Source organism: Corynebacterium tuberculostearicum, assembly GCF_022347235.1.
GTDB lineage: Bacteria > Actinomycetota > Actinomycetes > Mycobacteriales > Mycobacteriaceae > Corynebacterium > Corynebacterium tuberculostearicum_F.
This window is the reverse complement of the sequence record NZ_JAKRDX010000018.1, coordinates 1-25,012: the sequence shown is the minus strand read 5'-3', so window position 1 is coordinate 25,012 and position 25,012 is coordinate 1. Positions and strand designations below refer to the sequence as shown.

The following is a 25,012-nucleotide window of genomic DNA, read 5'->3' as shown; positions in this document are numbered from 1 at the left end:
CCCAAGGTTAAAGGCCGGTAAACAATGCGTAGCTCATTTTACGCATATGGGGGATAGGGCTGGCGCCAGCTTTATATCCTGCGAGTTTCTATTAATGTGTAGACAGCTCTCTTAAAAGTGAAACCCGGAAAACAAAATAGGAGTAGAACCATCTCTTCTTTACCGTCTTCCTCATCCCGCCCTGTGCGTGGGGTGAATAATTCGGAGGAAAGCAAAAAGCGCACCCGCAACGCCAAGCGCATTCTCAAAGACATTATGTACCCGCATAATATCCACCCCGCACTGGTGCCGGGCGTTGCCATTGAGGACCAGAAGGTCAAGTATGGAGTAGACAAGCCGATCCTTTTTGTGGTCGGCGGACTGGTCGTCGCCTTCGTAATCTGGGGTGTGATTGCGCCCGAGCAGGTCTTCGATGCTTCTTCGGCAGCGCTCGATTGGGTGATGCGTAACTTGGGCTGGATCTTTACCGCCCTAGCGACGTTCCTGATGTTTTTGCTCATCATCTTGGCCATTTCAAAGTACGGCAAAATCCCTCTCGGACTAGATGGGGAGAAGCCGGAATTTTCCACGGTGAGCTGGGCCGCGATGCTCTTTGGCGCCGGCATTGGCATCGGCATTATCTTCTTCGGCCCCTTCGAGCCGCTGAGCTACTACCTTTCGCCGCGCCCTGGTGCCTATGAGGCTGCGAGCGATGAAGCGGTGCTGGGCGCCATGGCGCAGGCAGCCATGCACTGGGGCTTTAACGCCTGGGCAATTTACGCCATCGTGGGCCTGTGCGTGGCCTACGTGTCCTTCCGCCGCGGCCGCGTGCCGCTGATGAGCTCCATCCTGATGCCGCTCTTTGGCAATCGCTCCTCTGATTCCCTGCCCGCGCGCATCATCGATGGCCTGGCCATTATTGCCACTCTCTTCGGCACCGCCGCCACGCTGGGCATCGGTGCGCTGCAGATCGGCCGCGGCGTGGAATTGGTTAGCGGCTGGTCTACCACCGGCAATGCCGCGGCGCTGGTAATCATCGTGGTACTGTCCATCGGAACGATCTTCTCGGCCGTCTCCGGCGTGGCCAAGGGCATTCGGTGGCTCTCCAATATCAATCTGGTGCTGGCCATGGCACTGGCCCTGTTCTTCTTCGTCGTGGGGCCGACCGCCTTCTTGGCCAATATGCTGCCGGCCGTGGTGATTGAATATCTCGATGAAATGCCGCAGATGCTCTCCGCCAACATGGGCGAGGGCGAAGACATGGTGGCCTTCCTGTCCTCTTGGACCACCTTCTACTGGGCGTGGTGGGTATCCTGGTCGCCATTCGTGGGCGTCTTCGTAGCCAAGATTTCGCGCGGGCGAACCATCCGCCAGTTCGTGCTCGGTGTGTTGCTTATTCCCTCGGCCATCATTGTTGCCGCTTTTACCATCCTGGGCGGTACCACCATTTGGTTGCAGCGCCGCGATGGCGATATCGCCTCAGATGGCACTATTGATTCCATGCCGGCGGCAGAAGACATCTTCTTCAAGGTCTTGGACCACTTCCCAGGAGCGGAGTGGATGGCGCCCATCGTCATCATCATGCTGGTGGTCTTCTTCATTACCACGGCTGACTCCGCATCCATTGTGAACTCGCAGCTCACCCAGCGCGGCAACCCCAAGCCCAACCCGGCAGTAACGGTCTTTTGGGTGGTATGTATGGCTGGCATTGCCGTGGTCATTTTGCTTGCCGGTGGCCGTAATGCGCTGCAGGGCCTGCAGAACCTTATTACGGTGACGGCTTTGCCTTTCGCGGTTATCATCGTGCTCATGTGCATCGCGTTGGTGCGCGAGCTGCGCCATGATCCTGCCTCCATCCGTCATTTCTACGAGGACGAAGCGGTCTCTAATGCGATCGTGCGGGGCGTGCGCGATTATGGCGATAACTTTGCCCTGTCTATCGAGCCGACAGACGGCGACTACGCAACGGGCGCGCACTTTAACTCCACTGCAGCAGAGGTGACCGATTGGTACGCGCGCACGGACGAAGAGGGCCGCGCCGTGGGCTATGACTATGAGGCAGGCGAGTATGTGGACAACGATCCATCTATCAAGAATGGCGAGTTCATCTCTCCGGTACCGGAAGATAAGGAAGAAAATTAATACTTGACAATTATTGGCTGGTAGGGTGCCAGCTATGACTTTTAGTACCTTTGCCTTTGCCTTCGCCTTGGTGCTGCTGTCGGGTCTATCGACCTCGATTGGCGGCGCTTTGGCGGTGGGAAGGCGCGAGCCGGGGCCGGCTTTTATGGCCGCTGCACTGGGGCTTTCGGCCGGCGTGATGCTGTATGTCTCCTTTATGGAGATCCTGCCGGAAGGCATTGCGCAGCTTTCCGACGCCCTCGGCGAGGAAACCACCGGCACCTGGGCCGCCGTCGGGGCGTTCTTTGCTGGCATCGCCGTCATCGCCATCATTGACCGGCTCGTGCCGGAGGAGATTAATCCCCATGAGCCGGCCACCACGGCCGAAGAAGCCCGCCGCAAGAAGCTAATGAAAACTGGCGTATTTACCGCCTGCGCGCTGGGCCTGCACAATTTCCCTGAGGGATTCGCCACCTTCTTATCCGGTCTGGAATCTAAGGAAGTTGCGGTGCCGGTGGCGGTGGCCATCGCCATTCACAATATTCCGGAAGGCATTGCGGTGGCTGTTCCGCTGCGCGAGGCCACTGGCTCCCGCAAGAAGGCCTTTTGGTGGGCCACCTTGTCTGGACTGGCTGAGCCGCTCGGCGCGCTCATCGGCTTTGGCCTTCTCATGCCGGTTATTGGGCCGGCGACGATGGGCATTAGTTTCGCCGCCATCGCCGGCATTATGGTCTTCATCTCGCTGGATGAGCTATTGCCCACCGCTGAGGAGACCGGCGAGCACCATCACGCCATCTACGGCCTGATTGCCGGCATGGCCGTGATGGCGGTATCGCTCATGCTATTTATGTAGCTGGGCTACGGCGCTTTAAGCCTCCGCCGGTTGGGCGGAGGTGGCCGAGGTCTTGCCAAAGGAGGCCTTGACCGCCATCACGATGGTGGCAACCACTACGCCGAGCACCAGGCCGCAGACCATGGACATGCCGGTATCTGCCAGCCATGCCAGGGCGCCATTGGAGATATTCTCGGTCGTGGACGCGATGAATTCGTGGGGCTGATCCATGCCGAACTCGTGCAGGCCCTTGACCACGATATGGCCGCCTACCCACAGCATGGCGGCGGTACCAATGACGCCGATGATATCGAGAACGATCGGCATGCCCTTGACCAAGGCGTTGCCCACCGTGGACTTGCCATCGTGGCGCTTATTAAGGGCCATGCCAATATCGTCCATCTTGACCAAGAGGCCTACGGCGCCGTAGACACCCAGGGTCAGCAAGATACCGACGAAGATGAGGGCACCCAGGCGCATCCAGAATGGCTCGTTGATGACCTCATTTAGGGAAATGACCATGATCTCGGCAGACAAGATGAGGTCAGTGGTAATCGCGGACTTGACCAAGCTATCTTCGGCGTCTGCGCCCTTTTCCTGGACTGATTCAGTTTCCTTCTCTCGGTGGGGGAGAACGTGGTGCAGGATTTTTTCCGCGCCTTCAAAGCATAGATAGGTACCGCCGCACATCAAGATGGGAGTAAGCGCCCACGGCGCGATCCAAGAGAGGATCATCGCGATGGGCAAGATGATGACGAGCTTATTGATAAGCGAGCCCTTGGTGATGCGCCAGATCATCGGCAACTCGCGCTGGGGCTTAATCCCCTCCACATATTGCGGGGTTACGGCCGCATCATCGACGACCACACCTGCGGCCTTCACGGAGGTCTTGCCCGCAAGGGCGGCCACATCGTCAACGCTAGAGGCAGCGGAGCGGGCGATCAGGGCGACGTCGTCAAGCAGGGCAAAAAGGCCACCGGCCATAAATTATCCTTCTGGGGTTAGGGTGATGTTATCGGACCACGTTAAGTGTATCCCCTGATGCGCCAACCAAGCCATCGCATCATCACCGCTGCGAGTAATGCCCTCGACCGCGGCAAGTGTAGTGTCGATCGCTTTCTCGGTGTCCTCGGCAGAAATCAAGCCGGCGGAGGTCGCGGCAGAGAGCTCATCAATATCGAGCACGGAAATGGGCTTGCCGCGGGTGGCAACAAGATCCACATAAAGATCGCGGGTGGTCCACACCGCGCCATCGCGTTGGATTTCGGCCACATCAATATAGAAGTCCTGGTGGACGTCTACACCAGGGCGGAAATGGAAGATATTGGCACGCAGGTTGAGATCGGGCAGCAGCCACGATTCCAGGTAGCCAAAGCGCGGGTGATCGGCGCCGCGAGCCATGTAGAGGCCGAAATCCGTCTCGGTGTACGTGTCGACCTCGCGCAGGAACCCCTTGGGGTCGGTATTAGTGTACTCGGCGGTATTAAAGGTCTCGCGCTTGACCGGATGGAGATCCACCGGCATCTACTTCACCTCAAGGAAGGCGGCGGTGGGGGCGAAATTGCAGCGGGACTCCTGGGTGTTCACGCCGCCAGAAAGCAGCGCGATGACGGTGCCCTTGCCGGTCTGGGCGGTACCGGACAAGGTGGTAGGGCCGTCCTGGTTGATGCCATTGTTATTTAGTGGGGTGACACCGCTGCGCAGGGTGTCAAGGTTGAACCACTGCACGTTCATCCCGCCTTGTTCGCGTGCGGCCGGTGGGGTGCCGAGGGCGGTGAAGAGGAAGACGGTTTCGCCGGGCTTTGCGCCCGGTGCCGGCATTTCGGTGGGGCCAGGAACGGCGATGGCCGAGCCCATGGCATCGCTAGTGCCGCCAATGCACTGTGCAGAGACTGTGGGCCAGTAGAACTGGCGGAAGTTCGGGTTATTGCCCTCCGGTATGGCTACGCCGCCCTTGCCATCGCCGCCGCCAGCGAAGAACGCAAGGCCCGAGAGGATAGCGTTGCGAACATCCTCGGGAATCCAAGGTTGTGCCGCAAAAGCGCGGATGCGGTCCTGGGTTTCCTGATTGGGGCGGCCGAGCTCGTCCAGCGGGCTATGGGAGGATGCCTGCTGCACTAAGGAAGAAAGATCCGGTGCGGATGCCTGCGCAGGGGCGACGAGCGGAGAGGCGAGGCCGATGAGCGCGGCCGTGGCAGCGGCGATATAACCGGTACGGCCGGACAGGCGCCAGGTGGTGCGGGCGTGGCTCACGTTATCAATTCCTTGGGTGCGGTCTCGGGAAGGGGAGTTAAACCCCAGTTGTCACATTTGTAACAATATTACCTACAGTAACGATAGTGATGGCAAGGGCGGTGTCAAGTATTTTGGCAATCTATAAGAGTTTTCGCTCTCCCTATACGGTGCGTTACGGGGTAAAGCCATCCCCAATGCTGCACTTGGCCCTTTAAGGGGGTATCGTGGGAGCTCGTTCAAGATCAATTTCGCGCGCGCAAGCGCTGTAGATCCTCCGAAGGAGAACCCCACTAGTGAGTAATACCGAGTTCCGTAATGTTGCCATCGTCGCGCACGTTGACCATGGCAAGACCACCCTGGTCAACGGCATGCTGGAGCAGTCCGGCGCCTTTGGTGACCACGGTGAACACACGGACCGCGTCATGGACTCCAATGATCAGGAGCGCGAGCGCGGCATTACCATTCTGGCCAAGAACACGGCCATTCACCGCAAGGGCCTGGGCAAGGACGGCCAGGACCTGATTATTAACGTCATTGACACCCCAGGCCACGCCGACTTCGGTGGCGAGGTCGAGCGCGGTATTTCCATGGTGGATGGCGTTGTCTTGCTCGTCGATGCCTCCGAGGGTCCGCTGCCGCAGACCCGCTTCGTGCTCACCAAGGCACTGGAAGCCAAGCTGCCGGTTATCATCTGCGTGAACAAGACTGACCGCCCGGATGCCCGCATCGACGAGGTTGTCTCCGAGTCCCAGGACCTGCTGCTGGAAATCGCCGCCGGCCTGGAGGACGAGGAAGCCGCGGCCGCCGCCGAGGAGCTGCTGGACCTTCCGGTTCTCTACGCTTCCGGCCGCGCCGGCGTTGCCTCCACCGAGAACCCAGGCGATGGCAACGTCCCTGAGGGCGAGGATCTGCAGCCGCTTTTCGACGTCATCTATAACGTCCTCCCAGAGCCTTCCGCTACCGTCGACGCCCCACTGCAGGCGCACGTAACCAACCTGGACGCTTCCGACTTCCTGGGCCGTATCGCGCTGCTGCGTATCTACGCCGGCCGCATCAAGAAGGGCCAGCAGGTGGCCTGGATTCACTACGACGAGGATGGCAACCAGCACACCAAGACCGTGAAGGTCGCCGAGCTGCTGCGCACCGTCGGCTTCGAGCGTCAGCCGGCCGAGGAGGCCATCGCCGGTGACATCGTTGCTATCTCCGGCATTTCTGACGTCATGATTGGTGACACCATCGCCGATCCGGAGCACCCAGAGGCCCTGCCGCGCATCACCGTAGACGAGCCGGCCATCTCCATGACCATCGGTGTGAATACCTCCCCGATGGCAGGCCAGGGCGGCGGCGATAAGCTCACCGCACGTATGGTCAAGGCCCGCTTGGAGCAAGAGCTCATCGGTAACGTTTCCCTGCGCGTGCTGCCCACCGAGCGCCCCGACGCTTGGGAGGTCCAGGGCCGTGGCGAGATGGCTCTGTCCGTGCTTATTGAGTCCATGCGTCGCGAGGGCTTCGAGCTGACGATTGGTAAGCCGCAGGTTGTGACCAAGGAAATCGACGGCAAGACCTACGAGCCATACGAGATCCTCACCATTGACTCCCCGTCCGAGCATCAGGGTGCTATCACCCAGCTGCTGGCCGCCCGCAAGGGCCAGATGCAGGCCATGGATGTGCGCGAAGGCGACTGGGTACGCATGATCTTCCGCGTTCCTGCCCGCGGCCTCATCGGCTTCCGCACCCAGTTCATGACCGAGACCCGCGGTGCCGGTATCGCTAACTCCATCTCTGACGGCCTGGATGTCTGGGCCGGCGAGATCAAGTCCCGCCCGACCGGTTCCCTGGTGGCTGACCGCACCGGCCAGATCACCCAGTACGCGCTGATGCAGCTGGCTGACCGCGGCAACTTCTTCGTTGAGCCGGGTGCCGAGGCTTATGAGGGCATGGTCGTTGGTGCCAATAACCGTGATGAGGATATTGACATCAACATCACCAAGGAAAAGAAGCTGACCAATATGCGCTCCGCTACTGCGGATGCCACGGTCACCCTGGCCAAGGCACACACCCTCTCCTTGGAAGAAGCACTGGAATTCTGTGGCAACGACGAGTGCGTCGAGGTCGCCCCGGACGTTCTGCGCGTGCGCAAGGTAGAGCTTTCCGCTACCGACCGCAAGCGTGCCGCCGCCCGCGCCAAGCAGATGAATAAGTAGTCAGCATCACTCTAGGTGGTGGTGATTGCCGCTGACGTGGCCACCATCGCTGCAACCGCTGCCGCCTCCTCAACTACGGCCTTGACCGCAGAGGAGGCGGTTTTGTCATACTCCACCTCTTTTTTGATGTCCTGAATGCGTGCCCGCATCTCCCGGCGCTTCATTCCCTCCGCATTGTTTTTCAGCAGGGTATAGGCGCCGCTGACCTCGCGGAGAATATCGAGAATAATGACGTCGTTGACCTCGGCCGGCCGCTGCGCCTCTAAGACTGCAACCAACCGCTCGCGCAGTTCCTTTTCCAGCTCTAGGTCCGTCATGATGTAGCGGTCGCCGCTTATCTGCCACCACTTGGCCTTTTCCACGTCAAGCTGCCCATTCGCGTGGAAATCCAACGCGATGATTTCCCGCGGGGTAAACCACGAAGCCTCCAACAGGCTCTGCATGCTGGTGGCCTTGTGCTGCTGCAGCTCCTCCCAAGCCCACGCCAACACGGGGTGATCCGGGCGCTGTGGAGTGGTCTCTACCTTCTTTTTCTCACCGAGCTCTACGTGCCCGCCCAGCAGCAGGTCCGTGAGTACGGTGGCGCGCAGAGCGGCCTCATTATTGGACACCCAGTCTTCCTGCTTGCCGTTGTCCTTGGTCAGGAGAAGGAACATTTCTTGGCAGATGAGCATTGGGGCCTCCTTAAAAGTTGCGGTCTATGGCCGAGTCTAGCGCCAATAATCTTCGTTTCGGCGGGGTAGAGGGACTAAAGTAGTCCGCGATGAAAAAGAATCCGGCTTCACCAAGGCGCGCGGCGTCGGCAATCGCAGCGGTACTCAGCACCGCCAGCCTTGCACTACTTAGCGCCTGCGCGGCCAACCCCGGCCCACCACCGGTGGTGGAGGATAATGCCTCCGCGCTGCAAGAAGATCAGGCCACCACCACGGCTACCCCGGAAAACGAGCAGCCGCAGGATGCCGATTCCGCCAAGCGCCCCACCATCTCGGTGGGCGTGGACCCCTTGCGCGCGGGCCTCAACCCGCACTTGGTGGCCAATAACTCCGAGCTGGTCGACCAGATTGCAGAACTGGTGCTGCCCTCGGCGTTCCACCACGGGCAAAGGGACGCCGATATCCTCGAATCCGCCTCTGAGGTCACCGCTCCTAAGGGCGTGGCGCAACGGGTGCGCTACGTTATCGCCTCGCCCGCACAATGGTCCGATGGCACACCCATTTCCGGCGCGGACTTTAGCTACCTGTGGAAGCAGATGACCACTACCGCCGGTGTGCGCGATCCCGCCGGCTACCACGCCATATCGGCCGTCAATACCTCCGATGGCGGCCGCGTAGTCACCGTGGACTTTTCCCAGAAGGTGAAAGATTGGCACCTGCTTTTCCATAACTTGCTGCCTTCCCACCTGCTGCAGGACGATAACTTTGGCTCCGCCTTGGCCGATAAGATTCCGGCATCGGCCGGGCGCTTCCTCGTCGACAGCGTGGACCGCGGCCGCGGAGTCATTACCTTGAACCGCAACGACCGCTTCTGGGGCGCTAATCCGGCCCAGGTGGATGTCATTCAGCTGCGCGAGGTACGCGATAGCAGCCAGGCGCTCAATATGCTGCGCTCCGGGCAGATTGGTTTCGCGGACTTTACTCCGGATCAAACCTCCCTGGAGGCACTGGGCCTTTTAGCGCATGTTTCCGATAAAGCCCTGACCCGCCCGCGTCAACTGCGCCTGCACATGTCCACCGCGGATGGAGCACTAGAAGAAAGGGCAGCACGCCGCGGATTGGCCTCGCTGATTGACACGGACCAGGTCGCGCGTTTGGCCACCGGTCGCGCTTCCAACCTTGAGCCGGGGAACAACCCTATAAGTAAGGACGCGGATCTCACTGCGCTGCGCACCCGCGCTAGTAAAAAGCCGATTCGCTTTGCGGTAGACCCCACTAGCCCCACGGCCTTGGCCGCGGCCACTACGCTTTACGACGTCCTAGAAGCCCATGGGATCGATGCTGAGGTGGTTTCCGAGCGCCTGACTACAATAACTTCCAAGCTTTTGCCAGAAGGCGAAGTGGATGCGGTGGTGACCTGGGAGGATATTTCCCTGAACTCGCTGGCCGCGGCAAATATCTTCAGCTGCGATGACAAGCAGCCGCTCGCCGGCGACCTGTCCGGAATCTGCCCGGAGAACGCGGATGAGATTCGCGAGGAGATTTTGTCCGGCGCCATGAGCCCGAAGGAAGCCCTCGGCCGCATTCGCGATGTGAACTCTAAGGAGGCCCTTTACGTGCCTTTGGTGGATGAGACGCGTATCCATGCGCTCGGGGAGGGTATTGTAGGCCCCGGCCAAAGCATTGATGATTGGGACGAGGGTCTTATCACCGCGCCCCGCTGGAGGATAGATGAAGACTAAGGACTTAACCGGCTACCGTGTGGTGGCAGTGCACGCCCACCCGGATGATGAAACCCTCTTTATGGGCGGCACCCTGGCAACTCTAGCCGCACGCGGCGCCGAGGTTACCGTCATTACGCTTACCTTGGGCGAGGACGGCGAGGTCATCGGTGAGCCCTATCAGGGCCTGGCCGATCACGATCAGCTCGGCGGCTTTCGCGCTCGCGAATTGGCCAATGCCCTCGATGCCCTGGGTGTCAAAGGCGTCCAATTGGGAGGTTTCGGCCATTTCCATGACTCCGGTATGGCGGGCTCTCCCTCGCACGAGAACCCGCGTGCACTGGTCAATCGCATCGAGGAGGCGGCCGATTTCCTGAGCGACGAGCTCGAGGCGATTCACCCCCACGCCATCTTGACCTACGGGCCCGATGGCGGCTACGGGCACCCCGACCACATTGCGGTGCATAAGGCGGTGATGAAGGCGGCGTCGCCAAGCACGCGTATTTGGTACGGACTTTTTGAACGCGCCGCTAACTATGCCGGCCTAGACACCCTCGATGCGCCGGCCGGGTGGACCAAACCCAGCCAGGAGTACCTAGACAATTTCACCAACGAGGGCGCGGATGTCACCGTCGCTCTTTCCGACGCCGCCCTTGACGCCAAGCGCAGCGCCATGCGCGCCCACTCCTCCCAAATCTGGGTGGCCGATGGCTCCACCACCCGCACCAACCCCGAGGCTGCCGTGGCCGCGCTGCATGAACCCGAGCACGTGCCCGGGGCCTATGGTCTATCCAACCTGCTGGTCATGCCGTTGCTGCGCGCCGAGTACTTCCAGTTGGGCCAGGGTGAGCCGGCCGAAGACCTGCTGGGCGGCCTGTAATGCGCACGGATTATAGCCGCGGCGAGCAGGTCACCGGCCTAGTGTGGCTGGCCATCGGCGCCTTGCTGTCGGTCTTCCTTGAGGTCATTTACCTCACCGCGCGCATTCCGCTATCTAGCGGCGCGAGCGTGGCCTTTCCCATCACCATCCTGCTTGCGTGGTGGTTTAACTCCGTGCTCACCCGTACCGCCCGGCTATGGAGCCCCGCACCGATGGTCGGCGCCATCCCGCTCATCGTATGGGGCTTAGGATTTTTTGCCTTCATGCTGATGGTGCCAATGACAGGAGACATGCTCTTGGCCAATAATATTCTCAGCCTGCTCCTGCTTTTGGCCGGGATAGGCGGGGGCGTTTGGCCATTTTTCAAGCATAAGTGACATACTGTTAAACATCCCAAATCCGAGAAATCAGGAAGCTTCAAGGAATCTCCATGACTTATACGATCGCACAGCCTTGCGTTGACGTAATGGACCGCGGCTGCGTTGAGGAATGCCCTGTTGACTGCATCTACGAGGGCAAGCGCATGCTCTACATCCACCCGGATGAGTGCGTGGACTGCGGTGCCTGCGAGCCCGCATGCCCGGTTGAGGCCATCTTCTACGAGGATGATGTTCCCGATGAGTGGCTGGACTACAACGACGCCAACGCCGCTTTCTTCGATGACCTAGGCTCCCCGGGCGGAGCGGCGGCCCTTGGGCCACAGGACTTTGACGTCCCGATGATTGCCGCGCTTCCACCACAGAATCAGGAGTAAGACATGGCACGCACACCGCTAGGAAAGACGCTTCCAGACTTCCCCTGGGATTCGCTGGCCGGCGCCAAGAAGAAGGCCCAGGCCCACCCGGGTGGAATCGTTGACCTCTCGGTGGGCAACCCCGTGGACCCTGTGTCCCCAGGCGTGCAGCTCGCGTTGACCGCCGCCGCGCAGAACCCTGGTTACCCGCAGACCGCCGGCACCCCGGAGCTGCGCGAGGCCATCGCCGCCGCGCTCACCCGCCGCTATAACATGCAGGTAGACCGCGTCCTACCGGTGGTCGGCACCAAGGAGGCCATCGCCTGGCTGCCCACGCTTCTGGGCATGCGCGGCGAGACCGTCGCCTTCCCCTCGGTGGCCTATCCCACCTATGAGGTGGGCGCCCTGCTCGCCGGTGCTAAGCCGCTGCGCGCGGATTCCGATTTCCAGGATGCCTCCCTGGTCTTTTTGAATTCGCCGTCCAATCCCACCGGCCGCGTGCTCGGCGTGGAGGAACTGCGCCGCATCGTGGCGTGGGCGCGCGAGAACGGCGCCATCATCGCCTCCGACGAGTGCTATATGAGCCTGGGCTGGAACGACGAAAATCCACCGGTATCCATCCTCGATCCGCGCGTGACCGATGGCGATAACACCGGGCTCATCGCCATGCATTCGCTGTCCAAGACCGCGAATATGGCCGCTTACCGCGCCGGCTTCTTCGCGGGCGATAACGAGCTCATCGCCGAGCTGCTGCAGCTGCGCAAGCACGCTGGCCTCATCGTTCCAGGCCCCATTCAGGCCGCCATGGTCGCCGCGCTAAACGACGACGACACCGAGGCCCTCCAGCGCAACCGCTACGCCTCCCGCCGTGCGGTGCTCATGCACGCGCTTGTCGACGCCGGCTTTACCATCGACCACTCCGATGCCGGCCTGTACTTGTGGGCCACCCGGGGCGAGAATTGCCGCGAGACCATCGACTGGCTGGCCGAGCGCGGCATCCTCGCGGCCCCGGGTGACTTTTACGGCCCGGCAGGCGAGAAGCATGTGCGCATCGGTCTCAATGGCACCGATGAGCGCATCGATGCCGCCGTCGACCGCCTCGCCGGTGCCTAATTCCGGCAGGCCTCCCGCCCGCGCGGGTATTTCGCCGCGCAAAACGGTCCTGCGCGGCCGCGTGCCGGAGGAAGGGGAGTACTTCGCCGCCCGCGCCGGCGACTCTCCCTTTCCAGCCGGCACCGTGTTGCCGTCTGGTACCGCACTTTCGCACCCCGTGCCCGCCTGGTACCACCCCTCCGTTCCTCCGGAACGCCCGATTCCTTTCGACTACTCCGTGGTCCACGCCGACCGCGACCTCATCGTGGCCGATAAGCCGCACTTCTTGCCCACGACCACCAACGGCCGCCTCCAGCGCGAAACGCTGCAAACCCGCCTGCGCGTGGATTCTGGCGAAGACGACATCGTACCCCTGCACCGCCTAGACCGCCTGACCGCTGGCCTCGTCATCTGCTCCCGTAATCCCGAAACCCGCGCCGCCTACCAGCGCATCTTTCTGGAGGGGAGTGCGGTGAAGAGGTATCGGGGCGTCGTCAAGCAGCCGCTTTTCGTGGACCGGGAAATTGCCCTGCGCATGCGCAAGCCCCGCGGGTCGCGCCAGGTGCTCGTGGCCCCCGAAGGTACACTGACCTCCACGTATGTGCGCGCCGCCGGCCGGAAGGTGACCATGTGGCCGCGCACCGGCCATACCCACCAACTGCGCGTGCTGCTCAATCACCTCGGCCACCCGCTGCTTGGCGACGATACCTATCCCACCCCGCGCAAGCTCGACCTCTATGACTTCCGAACCCCGCTCGCGCTGCTCCATGAGGCTATAACTTTTATAGATCCTCTATCACATTCCGAGCGTCAATTTTTCAGTTCCCAGGCCTTAAGAACTACAATCGAGTAGTTATTTAATCACTGGCTAGAAAGGCGGCCCATGGCAGACCTCAGCGTCGCGCGCTTTGTGTCCAATTTTGGGCAGTTTCTCAAATTCGGCATTGTTGGCGGCTCGGGTACCGCGGTTAATCTCTTTGTGGTCTATTTGTGCAGAAAGATTACTTGGTGGTCTGGCGGCATCGAGGCGGATGACCCCTTCATCAATCTCTTCGGCTCTGTTTTCCATATCCGCTGGTATCACGTGTTCCTGACTATCGCCTTCTTGGTCGCGAACACTTGGAACTACCAACTCAACCGAATGTGGACCTTCCGCTCAGTCACGAAAGTGTCCTGGCTGCGTGGCTTCTTCCCATTCCTGCTCGCTGGCGTTGGAGCTTTCCTCGTAAGCCAAGTCGTGGCGACATTGTTGATGAACCCGACTTCGCCGCTGCATTTGCCCTCAGACATTCTGGATGATTCAACCGGTCTGCGTACAAAGGTGTATTGGGCATCGGCAATTTCCATCATTGTTGCCATGCCGATCAATTTCATTTTGAATAAGCTGTGGACCTTCCGCTCGAAGCCCAAGACGCCGCAGGTTATTCACGAAACCGAGCCTGCCTAGCCTGGCCCTCTGTCAAGCTTCGCCCCACCCCATCGCCCTTCGCGCTCACCAGCGCACGGCGATGGGGCCTTTTCTTGCCTGCCGGTGAGCGCGACAGGGGCGTCGGCAAGCAATGCTCCCGTCGCGGTCACCGGCATGCCTTCGACGACGGTGAGTGGGCCTCTCGGTGAGCGCGAGGGGGCGGTACCTCCCCACGCGCTCACTGGGGAAGAAAAACGCGAGAACCCGCCGTCCGCGGTGAGCGCGAAGGGCGGGTGGAGGGAAGGGGCGGGAGGGGGATTAGTCTTCGAGCTCGGCATCGAGGCGAGCCTGGTCGCGACGGTGCTGGCGGCGACGAATGAAGGGGGTGAGGATGAGGACGGCGATAACACCGACGGCGGTGCCGAGGAGGTAAGAGGCGGGGCTGTGGCCGTCGGCAGGCGCGTAGGCGTTATAGGCAATGCCGGCGAACATGGCAATGAGCGGGATGAAGTAGACGGCCATTGCGGTCCAATTTCGGCCCACTGGTGGGGTGGCGACGCGTTGGCGCATCCACGCGGTGCCGATGGAATTGCCGAGGATGGATGGTACGAGCGCGAGGAAGCACAGCATGCTCATTCGGCCGGGGAGGACCCAGGCGAGGATTGCGGCGACGACGAGCTCGAGGAATGGGATGAGAGTGATGCCAATTGCGCAGGCTTTATAGAGCGTGTCGCGTTCGAATTCATCGCGAGTGGCGCGCTCGATTTCATTGAGGGAGTAGTTGGCAATGGCGTTAATCATGTTGTTCGGCTCCAAAGATTTCTTCGACGGATTTACCTAGTTCGTGGCAAATGTCCAGTGCGAGGTGCACGGAAGGGGAGTAATTGCCCCGTTCGATATTGGCGATGGTCTGGCGGGAGACGCCGGCTTTTTCAGCGAGTTCGGCTTGTGATAATTCGAGCCAGCGGCGCCATTTGCGGACCATGTTGGGGTGGTCGGCCATCTGGACTCCTTTACTCTGTGTCTTGCTTACATGTCCTAATGTAAAGGATAATTGCCATTAAAGCAAATGTTTCACACATAGATGCCACTTCCAGTAGGGCTGAGCTGCTGAGGTCGGAAGCTCAGGGTTGCGGCCTTTTAGCACCTCAAGAGTGGCTTTGATAAGCAGGATGGCTTCGCTGAGGTGGTATTTGATGTCGTCGGCAGTAAAGCGCAAAACCGTATATCCGTGGGCGACGGCCGCGTTTTGCTTGGAACGGTCAGCTTGAAATGCCTCGCTGTGTTTGTGGTATTCCCAGCCATCGACTTCCACAAGGAGCTTTCCAATCCTGAGATCAAAGCGATACCCCGCGATGAGAGCATTGTGTTCTGGGAAAATTCCTTCAGTGCGCAGCTTTCTGCTTAAAGTGCGCTCCGGTGGGCTATCCGCTCCAATCGCGGCGTGCCGGATCGTCTCTTTTAGACTCCTTGGGACGCGCCGCATTCGCCGACGGTCCGTTTCTAGACGGCCGGGGCCGTGTTTTCCTCGGTAATGTTCTTCCAGAAGAGGCCTGCACGCACGCGAAATCCTTCGCGCGGCCCACAACGGTTGCACCACCGGAAGGCCGTTGACATTGTGCGTGGCTTGAAGTCGCGAGTGCGAAACGCGAAAGTTCTTCCCTTTTAAGGTGCGCGGTCCCTCCGCTTCCAGAGGAAACGTCAGCTGCCGGCCGAGGTAAATCTCCTGCGCTGTCTTTCCCGTGAAATGGATGCGGCTGAGCCCATGCGCCAGCGCCCGCGCCATCGCCCAGGGCGTCCATTCATCGGTATAAATCCCCCTGTGCACGCGAAAGAGCTTCCCCTCGCGAACCTTGCGACGAATCGCATCCTTGCTCAAACCTTGCCCGCGCAGTTCCGCGGTAGTCCATTCCCCCATAGGGCTTAACCTAAGCGGTCGTGTTGGGCTGGAGCTATGCGCGTCGCGGCATCCTGTGGATAACACTGGGTTTGGGGGCGATTTTCCGCTGCGTGGTCCGGATAGCTGTGGATAACTTCCCTTCGCGCTCACCGACGGCCTCGGTTGGCCCTGATTTGTGCTCCCCGTGAGCGCGGCGGGAGGGGCGTGGGCAGAGCTCGCCCTAGGCGCTCACCAGGTGACGAAAAAGAGAGACCCCGCCTCGTGCCGGTGAGCGCGAAGGGCGGGAGTGGCCGAGGGAGGACGGAGGGGCGAGGTGAGCCTCTGGGATAAGGGGCTAGGTGAGGGGCAGCGTCGAGGTCGGGTTGATGCCGCGAACCTTGGAATTGATAACGCCGGCGATGGCGAGCACCACGAACATTGCGGCGGCGGAGAGGAGTTGGGTGCGGGCGGTGGCGTCGGTAAGCATGAGCACCGCGATGGCCGCAAAGAGGGCGAGGGCAAACCAGGTGAGGTAGGGGTAGGCCCACATGCGGATGGGGAGGGGATGGAGGGCCTCAAGCTGGCGGCGCAGGCGCAGCTGGCTGACGGCGATGAAGACCCAGACGATGAGCAGGGAGGCGCCGGCGGCGTTGAGCATGAAGGTAAGCAGCCAGCCGGTATCGGCGTAGTTGAGCACGACCATGACGGCCGAGAGGAGGACGGACAGGCCGATGGCGGTGGTGGGAACGCCGTCCTTATTGGTGGTGGTGAAGATGCGCGGGGCTTCGCCGCGGGAGGCAAGGGAGTGCATCATGCGGGAGGAGGCGTAAATCTGCGAGTTGAAGGCGGAGAGCAGCGCGAGGACGATGACGACTTCCATGATGCCGGCCGCGCCCGGGATGCCGGCGCGCTCGAGGACCATGGTGAAAGGGGATTCCGCGGCCGTGGAGGCGCCGCCCAAGATGGAATAGGGCAGGAGGAACGTGATGACGAGGACGGAGCCTAGGTAGAACACGGAGATGCGCAAGATGGTGGAGCGCACGGCGTTGACCAGGGATTTCTCGGGATCTTCGGATTCGGCAGAAGCGATGGCAACCACCTCGATGCCGCCGAAGGCGAAGGCTACGGCCAACAGGCCGGCCGCGACGCCGCCGAGGCCATTGGGCATGAAGCCGTCCTCCAGGAAGACGGAGGTGCCGATGAAGGAATGGCCGGGCAGGAGGCCCAGGATGAGCAGCGCGCCGATGATGAGAAAGGCCACGATGACAACGACCTTAATGAGGGCGAACCAGTACTCGAATTCGCCGAAGCTGCGCACGCGCAGCAAGTTGACGATGCCGAAGAGGACCACGCAGATGGCGGCGGGAATCCACGGCGAGACGTTGAACCAAGAGCCAATGAAGCCGGCCGCGCCGGTGATTTCGGCGCCGAGCACGGCGACGGTGGCTAGCCAATAGATCCAGCCCTGGGTAAAGCCCGCCCAGCGGCCGATGCCGTGTTCGGCGTATTCGGAAAAGGAGCCGGAGGCGGGGATAACGGTGCCCATCTCGCCCAGCATCTGCATCACCAAAATGGCCAGAAAGCCAGCGATGACGTAGGCGAGGAGCACGGCGGGGCCGGCGGCGGAGATACCGACGCCGGTGCCCAAGAAAAGTCCGGCACCGATGGTGGAGCCTAGCCCCATCATCGTCAGGTGGCGGACCTTCAGGCCAGAACCGAGGGTGGAGGAGTTATCAGTCACTCCTCCATCTTATTTTGCCCGATTGGGCTATAGGAATCGGGGGTGTTAATTCTTGTGCAGCTCGTCGTTAAGCGCGACGGCCTCGGCCTTCCACTCCACGGCCTCAACCGCACCGGAGACGGAGTTGCGGCGCAGCAGCATGCCGGAGGCACCGGAGAGCTGGGAGCCCTTGACGTTCTCGCCATTGTCGACGCCCAGTGCTTCCGCGACCTTGCCAAAGACGGCCACCTTGGTGCCGGCGGTGACGTAGAGGCCGGCTTCGACCACGGCGTCGTCGCCAAGCGAAATGCCAATGCCGGAGTTGGCGCCGAGCAGGCAGCGCTCGCCGATGGAGATGACCTCCTTGCCGCCGCCGGATAGGGTGCCCATGATGGACGCGCCGCCGCCGATATCGGAGCCATCGCCCACGACGACGCCCGCGGAGATGCGGCCTTCCACCATGGAGGCGCCCAGGGTGCCGGCGTTGAAGTTGACGAAGCCCTCGTGCATGACGGTGGTGCCCTCAGCCAGGTGGGCGCCCAGGCGCACTCGGTCTGCGTCACCAATGCGGACGCCGGACGGCACAACGTAGTCCACCATGCGGGGGAACTTGTCCACGGAGTAGACAACGACCGGGCCGCGGGAGGCCAGGCGGCCGCGCACCATCTGGAAATCGGACACGGCGCACGGACCGTAGTTGGTCCAGACCACGTTATTGAGGTGGCCGAAGATACCGTCCATATTCAGGCCGTGCGGCTTGACCGCGCGGTGGGAGAGGAGGTGTAGGCGCAGGTAAGCATCGTAGGTATCGACGGGGGCGTCATCCAGATCCTTGATGGAGGTCTCAACGGCGACGCGGGCCACGCCACGCTCCTCGTCCGGGCCTGCCAGCGCGGAGAACTGCTGGGGAACCTCTTCCAAGCGCTTGGTCTCGGTGGTCTCTACGTTCTTATCGGTGTATACGGCCGGGAACCATACGTCCAAGACGGTGCCGTCATGGGTAATGGTTGCTAGGCCACGTGCGGATGCAGAAGTCATGCCCGCTAGCTTAGCAACTACTTCCGCGCCCCCGCGCGCTGGCCGGTGGGAAGCACGAAGGACAAGATGACGAGCACCGCGGCGAGGATGAGCACCGAGATGACCTGGTTGCGCGCGGCCGGATCAAAGAGCATCAGCAGGGTCAGTCCGGCCAGGGCGGCGGCCGTAACCCACGGAAGCCAGGGGAATCCGGGTACGTGGATCTCGGTCAGCTCGCCATTATCGCGCAGGACGGGGTGCAACTTGATAAAGGAAGCCACGATGAAGGACCAGATGACCAGCAGGCACCCTCCGACCGCGTTGAAGAGGAAGGCCAGAAGCCCTGGCGGGTTCCAGAACTGCAGGCCCACCGAAGCGAAGGCGAAGACCATGGACAAGATGACGGCGTTGATGGGGGAGCCGGCACGATTTTGCTTCAGGAAGAATCCCGGGGCGCAGTGGTCTTTGGCCATATCGAAGACCAAGCGGGAGGTGGCGTAAATCTGCGCGTTGAAGGCAGACAACAGTGCTAGGGCGATAATCGCCTCCATGAAGCCGGCCGCAAAAGGAATCTTGGCGGCCGCGAGCACCAGGGTGAAGGGGGAATCGGCCGCGACATCAGCGTCCTGGATGGAGCTAAACGGCAGCGCCATGGTGATCACCACGATAGAGCCGATGTAGAAAATCATGATGCGCACGATAATGGCGCGCACCGCGGTGGCGACGTTGTGCGCCGGATCCTCGGACTCTGCCGCCGCGATGGTCACCAGCTCGATGCCGCCAAAGGCAAAGGCGACGGCCAGCAATCCGGCGGCGAAGCCAGGAATGCCATTGGGCAGGAAGTTCTCGGTGAAATTGGTACCGGCCAAGGAGACATCCATGCCCGGCAGGATGCCCAGCGCCATGAGCGCGCCGATGACGAGGAAGGCGACGATGACGCCGACCTTGATGATGGCGAACCAGAACTCGAACTCACCAAAACCGCCCACGGCCGCGAAGTTGACCACCGCGAAGAAGGCCACGGCAATAAGCGCTGGAATCCACGGGGCAATATCGAACCAGTTGGAAATGATGGCGGCCGCGCCGGTGATTTCGGCACCCATGACCATGATCAGCATGAACCAGAAAATCCACCCCATGGTAAAGCGCGCCCAGTGGCCATAGGCCTGGCCGGCGTAGGTGGAAAATGACCCCAAAGAGGGGCGGGCGGCGGCCATCTCACCGAGCATCCACATCACCAGTGCGATGAGCGCGCCGGCTACGGCATAGGAGATGAGCACGGAGGTGCCGGAAATCTGGATGCCGAGGCCCACGCCGAGGAAGAGACCGGCACCCACGGCGGAGCCAAGGCCCATCATCGTGAGATGACGGGATTTCAATTGAGTGGCTTCGGCCATTGTTATCACCTTAGGGAGGACGAATTATTTGCAGTGAAGTGAACTTTACACAATGCGGTGAGCTGCGCGGAGCGCTAGCATGGCGCTTTGTGACTTTAGATCTATATGCAGACCCCATCGAACTAACCAAGGCGCTCGTGGATATTCCGAGCCCCTCCCACCATGAGGAGGCCATCGCAGACGCCATCGAAGAAGCGCTGCGCGGATTGGACGTCGAGGTTGCCCGCTACGGCAATACCGTGTGCGCCCGGACGAACCGCGGGCTAGATTCCCGCGTGGTGCTCGCCGGTCACATTGATACCGTTCCGTTGGCAGAAAATGTACCGCATCACATGGAAACCTCTGAAGGCGGGGTAGAGATTATGTGGGGCTGCGGCACCGTGGACATGAAGTCCGGCATGGCCGTCTACCTCAATGCCTTTGCCCAGCTGCACGAAGCCGACGAGCTCAAGCATGACCTCACCGTCATCGCCTACGAGGGCGAAGAAGTAGCCACTGAATTTAATGGCCTGGGCCACCTGCAAAAAGACCACCCGGAGTGGCTCGAGGGCGACTTCGCTCTTCTGGGCGAGCCCTCCGGTGCCATGGTGGAGGCCGGCTGTCAGGGTTCCATCCGCCTGCGCGTTACCGCCCACGGCACCCGCGCGCACTCGGCCCGCGCGTGGCTCGGATCCAACGCAGCACACAAGCTCGCGCCCATTATGAGCCGCATCGCCGCCTATGAGTCCCGCGATGTCACCATCGATGGCTGCACCTACCGCGAGGGCCTCAACATCGTCCACCTCGAGTCGGGCGTGGCCACCAATACCCTGCCGGATGAGGCATGGATGTTTGTAAACTTCCGCTTCGCGCCGGACCGTACGAGCGACGAAGCGCTGGAGTATATGAAGTCCATCATCGGTGAGGAAGAGGACGTCACCATCGAGATCGATGACATCGCACCGGCCGCCCAGCCCGGTTTGGGCCAGCCAGCGGCCAAGGCTCTTATCGACGCCGTCGGGGGCAACGTCCGCGCCAAGTACGGCTGGACTGACGTCGCACGCTTCTCCGAAATGGGCACCCCAGCCGTAAACTTCGGCGCCGGCGACCCCGGGTTCGCGCATAAGAAGGACGAGCAAGTCCCCACCGCGCAGATCACCGAAGTATCCACCGCCCTCGTGAACTACCTGAAGGGATAGACCATGACCCCTGAGCAGATGCGCACCCTGCGCGGCCCGATGCTGCTGCGCACCGAAGGCGAGCAGGCCTCCACCTTTGACCAGCGGCTCTTGGAGTCCGGCGCGGACCATGAGTGGCAGCACGCCGATCCGTGGCGCGTCCTGCGCATCCAAGGCGAGTTCGTCGCTGGCTTCGATGCGCTTTCCAAGCTGCCGAAGGCCGTTACCGTCTTCGGCTCCGCGCGCACCACGCCGGAGGATGCGAGCTACCAGCTCGGCGTCGAGGTCGGCCGCAAACTGGCCGAGCACTCCTATGCCGTCATCACCGGCGGCGGCCCCGGCATCATGGAGGCGGCCAACCGCGGCGCCCACGAAGCCGGCGGGCTGTCCGTGGGCTTGGGCATCGAGCTGCCTCACGAGCAGGGGCTCAACGAGTACGTCGACCTGGGCCTGAATTTCCGCTACTTCTTTGCTCGCAAGACGATGTTCTTGAAGTACTCGCAGGCCTTCATTTGCCTTCCTGGCGGCATGGGCACGATGGATGAGTTCTTCGAGGTCATGTGCATGGTCCAGACCGGCAAGGTGACCAATTACCCCATCGTGCTCATGGGCACCGAGTACTGGTCCGGCCTGCTGGAATGGATGGACAACACGCTCGCGGCCAGCGGCTATATCAACGAAGGTGACCGAGAGCTTTTCCTGCTTACCGACGACCCCGATGAAGCCCTCGCCCACATCATCCAGCGCCACCAAGTCATGAGCGATAAGCGCATCAGGGAGCCGCGTTGAGCCTCGCGCGCGTGATGGCGATTGTCAATCGCACCCCGGATTCCTTCTATGACAAGGGCGCAACCTTTGACCTCGACCCGGCGTTGCGCCGTTGTGATGAGGTGATCGCGGCCGGTGCGTCGATCGTCGATATTGGCGGCGTGAAGGCTGGCCCCGGCAAGGCCGTGGACGCGGCGGAGGAAATCGACCGCGTGGTGCCGACCATCGAGAAGGTACACGAGCGCCACCCGGACGTGCTCATCTCCGTCGATACTTGGCGCAGCGAGGTGGCAGAGGCCGCCATCGCAGCCGGCGCCGGCCTGGTCAATGACACCTGGGCCGGGTGGGACCCCGAGCTCATCGAGGTCGCCGGCCACCACCGCGTGGGATACGTGTGTTCGCACACCGGCGGCATCACCCCGCGCACCCGGCCGCATCGCGTCCACTTCGACGATGTGGTGGCCGATGTCATCGCGGAAACCACCCAACTGGCCGAGCGCGCCGCCTCCCTCGGCTGCCCGGAGGACCTGACCTTCATCGATCCGACGCATGACTTTGGCAAGAACACCTTCCACGGGCTCGATCTCCTGCGGCGCATCGACGAGGTCGTGGCCACCGGTTGGCCGGTGCTCATGGCGCTATCCAATAAGGACTTCGTGGGCGAGACGCTCGACCGCGGGGTAGGCGAGCGCGTGGCCGGTACCCTGGCCGCCACCGCATGGTCCGCCGCCCGCGGCGTGGCCGCCTTCCGCGTCCACGAGGTGGCAGAAACCGCCGATGTCATCCGCATGACTGCCGCCATCCAAGGCGAGGTCGCCCCGCTAGCAACCACGCGAGGCCTTGCATGAGCGTCTCCGTTATCATTCCAGCGCTCAACGAGGAGGGCACCGTCGCAGACGTCGTGCGCGCCTGCCTCGCCGATGACCCCCTGGAAGTGCTCGTCATCGACGCCGACTCCACCGACGCCACCGCCTCCCGAGCTGCCGCCGCCGGAGCGGACGTGCGCAATTGGCGCGATATCCTCCCGGAGGGACCGCGCCCCGGTAAGGGCGAATCCCTCTGGCGCGGGGTTGCCGCGGCGAAGGGAGACATCGTCGTCTTTGTCGACGCCGACCTCGAATCCGCTGCACCCGGCATGGTCACTGCCTTGGCCGCGCCCTTCGCCGACCCAGCGGTGGAGATGGTCAAAGCCCGCTACCGCCGCAGCCTCAACGGCCAGCCCACCGGCGGTGGCCGCGTGACCGAATTGACCGCCAAGCCGCTCATCAAGCAGTTCTTTCCCGAGCTCGCCCACATCGATCAGCCCCTCGGCGGCGAATACGCCCTGCGCCGCGCCACCGCCCTAGAACTGCCCTTCGTGGAGGGGTATGGGGTGGAAGCGGGGCTAATGGTGGACGTCGGCAAGCGGGGCACAATCGCACAGGTAGACCTGGGCACGCGGGTACACCGCAACCGGCCGCTGCACGAGCTGGCGCCGATGGCCGAGGTAGTCGCGCGCACGCTGCTCGCCCGCGCCGGGGTCCTCGCGCCCGTTGCTCAACGCCCGCCGCTAAAAGGTAAGGTTTAAGCCATGCTGTCTTGGATTATGCTCCTCCTCGTCCTTATCGCCCTGACCGTCATCGGCACCTGGGTGTGGGGCTCCATTTTTGGACGCGGCGAGGTCATGCACCCGCTCGACGAGCCGCAGAAGGTGCGGGAAAATAACCGCGCCGCCCTCCGTGAAGGCCGCCTTGACCAGGTGAAATTCGAGGTTGTTCCCCGTGGATACCGCCAGGATCAGGTGGACGATCTCCTCGCGCAACTGGAGGAACAACTATCTTCCGCGCAGAAAAGGTCTAAGCTGGAAGGAAAAGAAGTTAACTAAAGGAGACTCACTATGGCAGCAATGAAGCCGCGCACCACGGGCGGAGAAATGGAAGCAGTAGAGGAGTCCCGCAAAATTGTAATGCGCATCCCCTCGGATGGCGGCGGTCGCATCGTCATCGAGCTGAGCAAGGACGAGGCCGCCGAGCTCGGTTCCCTGTTGACCGAGGTTTCTAGCTAGTCTAGGTACATGCTTTCTCATATCGTCGACATTCTGGCCGATCCCAACGATGGCACCGCGCTTTCTGGTGCCGATGATTTCTCTCGCCTTGTCTCGGAATCCGGCCACTCTTTTGATGTGGCCAAGCAGGGCTATGTCACCCTTGCCGCCGGCGCCGGGCTCAAGCACAAGGGCGATGACATGGATATGGTCAACGCCCGTGAGACCTATCTGGCCATGGGCCACTTCGCGCCCTTCGTTGAGGCCGTAACCGGGGCCGTCCAGGATGCACTGGATTCCGCCTCCTTGGCCGAGTCCACGCCCGCCTCCCTCCTCGAGGTGGGCGCCGGCACCGGCTACTACCTGGCCCATACTCTGGACTCCATTGCGGAGGCCCGCGGCGTCGGCCTCGACATTTCCCCGCACGCCGCGAAGCACTTGGCCAAGTGCCACCCGCGCGTCGGCGCCGTCGTGGCCGATGTATGGGAGCGCCTGCCCATCCGGGATGAGTCCGTCGACGCAATCTCCGTCGTCTTCGCCCCGCGCAATCCTGCTGAATTCCAGCGCGTGCTCGCCCCAGGTGGCCAGGTCATCGTCTTGACGCCCGGCGCTGGACACCTGGATGAGCTGCGCGAGCCGCTCGGCATCCTCGGCGTGGAAGAAGGCAAGGTCGAGCGCATGTATGAGCAGGCCGAGGGCTTCCTCGAGCAGGCGGCCGACCCGGTGGATATCTCGTTCCCCATCGAGCTTGATAAGGCCTCCGTCGCCGCCCAGGTGGGCATGAGCCCGTCCGCGCGCCACATCAGCGCCGGCGAACTCGCCGAGCGCATGGCCGCACTGCCCCCGACGCTCACGGTCACCGCCCGCGCCCGCTTGGACCGCCTCCGCGCCGTCTAGCTCCCGGCCGGCCGCAGCCACCTCCACCGCCCTTCGCGCTCACCGGAAGCGCGTGGGGCGGTTCTTTTCGTCTCCCCAGTGAGCGCGTGCGGAGGTTCCTCACCCTTGCCGCTCACCGGCACACGCTTTCCGACGCCCCAGCCCCTCCCCGTGAGCGCGAAGGACGGTGCGTGGAGGAACGCGGGGCGCCGTCGACGCAATCTCCGTCGTCTTCGCCCCGCGCAATCCTGCTGAATTCCAGCGCGTGCTCGCCCCAGGTGGCCAGGTCATCGTCTTGACGCCCGGCGCTGGACACC

The 25,012-nt window shown here is 62.0% G+C and carries 27 protein-coding genes and 1 pseudogene; 18 read left to right on the top strand and 10 right to left on the bottom strand.

All coding sequences use genetic code 11. The features are described from left to right. The first annotated feature begins 183 nt into the window (after nt 1-183). Nucleotides 184-2,121 (top strand): BCCT family transporter, encoded by a 1,938-nt coding sequence (locus tag MHK09_RS09625; RefSeq protein ID WP_250413416.1) that lies wholly within the window; start codon nt 184-186, stop codon nt 2,119-2,121. Nucleotides 2,122-2,155: 34 nt separating this feature from the next. Next, nucleotides 2,156-2,953, top strand: a complete 798-nt coding sequence (zupT, locus tag MHK09_RS09620) for a zinc transporter ZupT (RefSeq protein WP_179386311.1) — start codon at nt 2,156-2,158, stop codon at nt 2,951-2,953. Between the two features lie 15 nt (nt 2,954-2,968). Here zupT and MHK09_RS09615 read toward each other — a convergent pair whose 3' ends face one another. From MHK09_RS09615 to MHK09_RS09605, 3 genes are read right to left on the bottom strand one after another with little or no spacing between them, the layout of a single operon-like run. Continuing rightward, complete coding sequence (locus tag MHK09_RS09615; protein ID WP_250413415.1) at nt 2,969-3,916, bottom strand: DUF808 domain-containing protein; 948 nt, start codon at nt 3,914-3,916, stop codon at nt 2,969-2,971. A gap of 3 nt (nt 3,917-3,919) precedes the next feature. Next, nucleotides 3,920-4,456, bottom strand: coding sequence for a ribonuclease FAU-1 family protein (locus MHK09_RS09610; protein ID WP_250413414.1), 537 nt, complete (start codon nt 4,454-4,456; stop codon nt 3,920-3,922). After that, a complete protein-coding gene (locus tag MHK09_RS09605) occupies nt 4,457-5,185 on the bottom strand; it encodes an Rv1157c family protein (RefSeq protein ID WP_250413413.1) in 729 nt (242 codons plus the stop codon). Between the two features lie 275 nt (nt 5,186-5,460). Between MHK09_RS09605 and typA the strand changes: the two genes are divergently transcribed. Continuing rightward, complete coding sequence (typA, locus tag MHK09_RS09600; RefSeq protein WP_049361466.1) at nt 5,461-7,371, top strand: translational GTPase TypA; 1,911 nt, start codon at nt 5,461-5,463, stop codon at nt 7,369-7,371. Between the two features lie 11 nt (nt 7,372-7,382). On the opposite strand, the gene MHK09_RS09595 is transcribed toward typA, so the two are convergent. Further along, complete coding sequence (locus MHK09_RS09595; RefSeq protein ID WP_250413412.1) at nt 7,383-8,045, bottom strand: GOLPH3/VPS74 family protein; 663 nt, start codon at nt 8,043-8,045, stop codon at nt 7,383-7,385. 89 nt (nt 8,046-8,134) lie between these two features. On the opposite strand from MHK09_RS09595, the gene MHK09_RS09590 reads away from it, so the two are divergent. From MHK09_RS09590 to MHK09_RS09560, 7 genes are read left to right on the top strand one after another with little or no spacing between them, the layout of a single operon-like run. After that, nucleotides 8,135-9,766 (top strand): ABC transporter family substrate-binding protein, encoded by a 1,632-nt coding sequence (locus MHK09_RS09590; protein WP_250413411.1) that lies wholly within the window; start codon nt 8,135-8,137, stop codon nt 9,764-9,766. Beyond that, a complete protein-coding gene (locus tag MHK09_RS09585) occupies nt 9,756-10,625 on the top strand; it encodes a PIG-L family deacetylase (RefSeq protein ID WP_250413410.1) in 870 nt (289 codons plus the stop codon). Before MHK09_RS09590 ends, MHK09_RS09585 begins: the two co-directional genes overlap by 11 nt. Continuing rightward, nucleotides 10,625-11,002, top strand: coding sequence for a hypothetical protein (locus MHK09_RS09580; RefSeq protein ID WP_250413409.1), 378 nt, complete (start codon nt 10,625-10,627; stop codon nt 11,000-11,002). Before MHK09_RS09585 ends, MHK09_RS09580 begins: the two co-directional genes overlap by 1 nt. 53 nt (nt 11,003-11,055) lie before the next feature. Further along, nucleotides 11,056-11,379, top strand: coding sequence for a ferredoxin (gene fdxA / locus MHK09_RS09575; protein WP_005327491.1), 324 nt, complete (start codon nt 11,056-11,058; stop codon nt 11,377-11,379). A 3-nt stretch (nt 11,380-11,382) separates the two neighbouring features. Continuing rightward, a complete protein-coding gene (gene dapC, locus MHK09_RS09570) occupies nt 11,383-12,471 on the top strand; it encodes a succinyldiaminopimelate transaminase (protein WP_250413408.1) in 1,089 nt (362 codons plus the stop codon). Continuing rightward, complete coding sequence (locus tag MHK09_RS09565) at nt 12,428-13,303, top strand: pseudouridine synthase (protein ID WP_250413407.1); 876 nt, start codon at nt 12,428-12,430, stop codon at nt 13,301-13,303. The genes dapC and MHK09_RS09565 overlap by 44 nt, the downstream gene beginning before the upstream one ends. 30 nt (nt 13,304-13,333) lie before the next feature. Then, nucleotides 13,334-13,897: a GtrA family protein gene (locus MHK09_RS09560; RefSeq protein WP_250413406.1), complete on the top strand. Its 564-nt coding sequence runs from the start codon at nt 13,334-13,336 to the stop codon at nt 13,895-13,897. A gap of 279 nt (nt 13,898-14,176) precedes the next feature. On the opposite strand, the gene MHK09_RS09555 is transcribed toward MHK09_RS09560, so the two are convergent. From MHK09_RS09555 to MHK09_RS09530, 6 genes are all read right to left on the bottom strand, one after another. Next, complete coding sequence (locus MHK09_RS09555) at nt 14,177-14,659, bottom strand: transcriptional regulator (RefSeq protein ID WP_150851695.1); 483 nt, start codon at nt 14,657-14,659, stop codon at nt 14,177-14,179. Next, nucleotides 14,652-14,861, bottom strand: a complete 210-nt coding sequence (locus MHK09_RS09550) for a helix-turn-helix transcriptional regulator (protein ID WP_049377975.1) — start codon at nt 14,859-14,861, stop codon at nt 14,652-14,654. The genes MHK09_RS09555 and MHK09_RS09550 overlap by 8 nt, the downstream gene beginning before the upstream one ends. Nucleotides 14,862-14,918: 57 nt before the next feature. Next, on the bottom strand, nt 14,919-15,776 hold the full coding sequence (locus MHK09_RS09545; protein ID WP_150851326.1) for a type IV toxin-antitoxin system AbiEi family antitoxin domain-containing protein: 858 nt from the start codon (nt 15,774-15,776) through the stop codon (nt 14,919-14,921). 316 nt (nt 15,777-16,092) lie between these two features. Continuing rightward, complete coding sequence (locus MHK09_RS09540; RefSeq protein ID WP_250413426.1) at nt 16,093-17,424, bottom strand: amino acid permease; 1,332 nt, start codon at nt 17,422-17,424, stop codon at nt 16,093-16,095. A gap of 99 nt (nt 17,425-17,523) precedes the next feature. Further along, nucleotides 17,524-18,495 (bottom strand): 2,3,4,5-tetrahydropyridine-2,6-dicarboxylate N-succinyltransferase, encoded by a 972-nt coding sequence (dapD, locus tag MHK09_RS09535; RefSeq protein WP_150851324.1) that lies wholly within the window; start codon nt 18,493-18,495, stop codon nt 17,524-17,526. Nucleotides 18,496-18,512: 17 nt separating this feature from the next. Next, nucleotides 18,513-19,871, bottom strand: coding sequence for an amino acid permease (locus MHK09_RS09530; protein WP_250413405.1), 1,359 nt, complete (start codon nt 19,869-19,871; stop codon nt 18,513-18,515). Between the two features lie 89 nt (nt 19,872-19,960). Between MHK09_RS09530 and dapE the strand changes: the two genes are divergently transcribed. The 8 genes and pseudogenes from dapE to MHK09_RS09490 form a co-directional block, all read left to right on the top strand. Continuing rightward, a complete protein-coding gene (gene dapE / locus MHK09_RS09525; protein ID WP_250413403.1) occupies nt 19,961-21,049 on the top strand; it encodes a succinyl-diaminopimelate desuccinylase in 1,089 nt (362 codons plus the stop codon). A gap of 3 nt (nt 21,050-21,052) precedes the next feature. Further along, entirely contained in the window at nt 21,053-21,817 is a 765-nt protein-coding gene (locus MHK09_RS09520; RefSeq protein WP_005323540.1) for an LOG family protein, read from the top strand. Between the two features lie 14 nt (nt 21,818-21,831). Further along, on the top strand, nt 21,832-22,644 hold the full coding sequence (gene folP / locus MHK09_RS09515; RefSeq protein WP_250413425.1) for a dihydropteroate synthase: 813 nt from the start codon (nt 21,832-21,834) through the stop codon (nt 22,642-22,644). Continuing rightward, entirely contained in the window at nt 22,641-23,363 is a 723-nt protein-coding gene (locus tag MHK09_RS09510) for a glucosyl-3-phosphoglycerate synthase (protein ID WP_250413401.1), read from the top strand. Before folP ends, MHK09_RS09510 begins: the two co-directional genes overlap by 4 nt. A 3-nt stretch (nt 23,364-23,366) precedes the next feature. After that, entirely contained in the window at nt 23,367-23,660 is a 294-nt protein-coding gene (locus MHK09_RS09505; protein WP_005327512.1) for a DivIVA domain-containing protein, read from the top strand. 12 nt (nt 23,661-23,672) lie between these two features. Beyond that, nucleotides 23,673-23,840 (top strand): DUF3117 domain-containing protein, encoded by a 168-nt coding sequence (locus MHK09_RS09500; protein WP_005323535.1) that lies wholly within the window; start codon nt 23,673-23,675, stop codon nt 23,838-23,840. Nucleotides 23,841-23,849: 9 nt separating this feature from the next. Further along, on the top strand, nt 23,850-24,716 hold the full coding sequence (locus tag MHK09_RS09495; RefSeq protein ID WP_250413400.1) for a methyltransferase domain-containing protein: 867 nt from the start codon (nt 23,850-23,852) through the stop codon (nt 24,714-24,716). Between the two features lie 187 nt (nt 24,717-24,903). After that, nucleotides 24,904-25,012 (top strand): annotated as a pseudogene (locus tag MHK09_RS09490) (methyltransferase domain-containing protein); the annotation flags it as partial.

Excerpts from the sequence above, each read along its gene's own strand:
- zupT (WP_179386311.1), top strand. The coding sequence starts at position 2,156 with ATGACTTTTAGTACCTTTGCCTTTGCCTTCGCCTTGGTGCTGCTGTCG.
- MHK09_RS09615 (WP_250413415.1), bottom strand. The coding sequence starts at position 3,916 with ATGGCCGGTGGCCTTTTTGCCCTGCTTGACGACGTCGCCCTGATCGCC.
- MHK09_RS09610 (WP_250413414.1), bottom strand. The coding sequence starts at position 4,456 with ATGCCGGTGGATCTCCATCCGGTCAAGCGCGAGACCTTTAATACCGCC.
- MHK09_RS09595 (WP_250413412.1), bottom strand. The coding sequence starts at position 8,045 with ATGCTCATCTGCCAAGAAATGTTCCTTCTCCTGACCAAGGACAACGGC.
- MHK09_RS09590 (WP_250413411.1), top strand. The coding sequence starts at position 8,135 with ATGAAAAAGAATCCGGCTTCACCAAGGCGCGCGGCGTCGGCAATCGCA.
- MHK09_RS09585 (WP_250413410.1), top strand. The coding sequence starts at position 9,756 with ATGAAGACTAAGGACTTAACCGGCTACCGTGTGGTGGCAGTGCACGCC.
- MHK09_RS09580 (WP_250413409.1), top strand. The coding sequence starts at position 10,625 with ATGCGCACGGATTATAGCCGCGGCGAGCAGGTCACCGGCCTAGTGTGG.
- fdxA (WP_005327491.1), top strand. The coding sequence starts at position 11,056 with ATGACTTATACGATCGCACAGCCTTGCGTTGACGTAATGGACCGCGGC.
- dapC (WP_250413408.1), top strand. The coding sequence starts at position 11,383 with ATGGCACGCACACCGCTAGGAAAGACGCTTCCAGACTTCCCCTGGGAT.
- MHK09_RS09565 (WP_250413407.1), top strand. The coding sequence starts at position 12,428 with ATGAGCGCATCGATGCCGCCGTCGACCGCCTCGCCGGTGCCTAATTCC.
- MHK09_RS09560 (WP_250413406.1), top strand. The coding sequence starts at position 13,334 with ATGGCAGACCTCAGCGTCGCGCGCTTTGTGTCCAATTTTGGGCAGTTT.
- MHK09_RS09555 (WP_150851695.1), bottom strand. The coding sequence starts at position 14,659 with ATGATTAACGCCATTGCCAACTACTCCCTCAATGAAATCGAGCGCGCC.
- MHK09_RS09550 (WP_049377975.1), bottom strand. The coding sequence starts at position 14,861 with ATGGCCGACCACCCCAACATGGTCCGCAAATGGCGCCGCTGGCTCGAA.
- MHK09_RS09545 (WP_150851326.1), bottom strand. The coding sequence starts at position 15,776 with ATGGGGGAATGGACTACCGCGGAACTGCGCGGGCAAGGTTTGAGCAAG.
- MHK09_RS09540 (WP_250413426.1), bottom strand. The coding sequence starts at position 17,424 with ATGATGGGGCTAGGCTCCACCATCGGTGCCGGACTTTTCTTGGGCACC.
- dapD (WP_150851324.1), bottom strand. The coding sequence starts at position 18,495 with ATGACTTCTGCATCCGCACGTGGCCTAGCAACCATTACCCATGACGGC.
- MHK09_RS09530 (WP_250413405.1), bottom strand. The coding sequence starts at position 19,871 with ATGGCCGAAGCCACTCAATTGAAATCCCGTCATCTCACGATGATGGGC.
- MHK09_RS09520 (WP_005323540.1), top strand. The coding sequence starts at position 21,053 with ATGACCCCTGAGCAGATGCGCACCCTGCGCGGCCCGATGCTGCTGCGC.
- folP (WP_250413425.1), top strand. The coding sequence starts at position 21,832 with ATGGCGATTGTCAATCGCACCCCGGATTCCTTCTATGACAAGGGCGCA.
- MHK09_RS09510 (WP_250413401.1), top strand. The coding sequence starts at position 22,641 with ATGAGCGTCTCCGTTATCATTCCAGCGCTCAACGAGGAGGGCACCGTC.
- MHK09_RS09505 (WP_005327512.1), top strand. The coding sequence starts at position 23,367 with ATGCTGTCTTGGATTATGCTCCTCCTCGTCCTTATCGCCCTGACCGTC.
- MHK09_RS09500 (WP_005323535.1), top strand. The coding sequence starts at position 23,673 with ATGGCAGCAATGAAGCCGCGCACCACGGGCGGAGAAATGGAAGCAGTA.
- MHK09_RS09495 (WP_250413400.1), top strand. The coding sequence starts at position 23,850 with ATGCTTTCTCATATCGTCGACATTCTGGCCGATCCCAACGATGGCACC.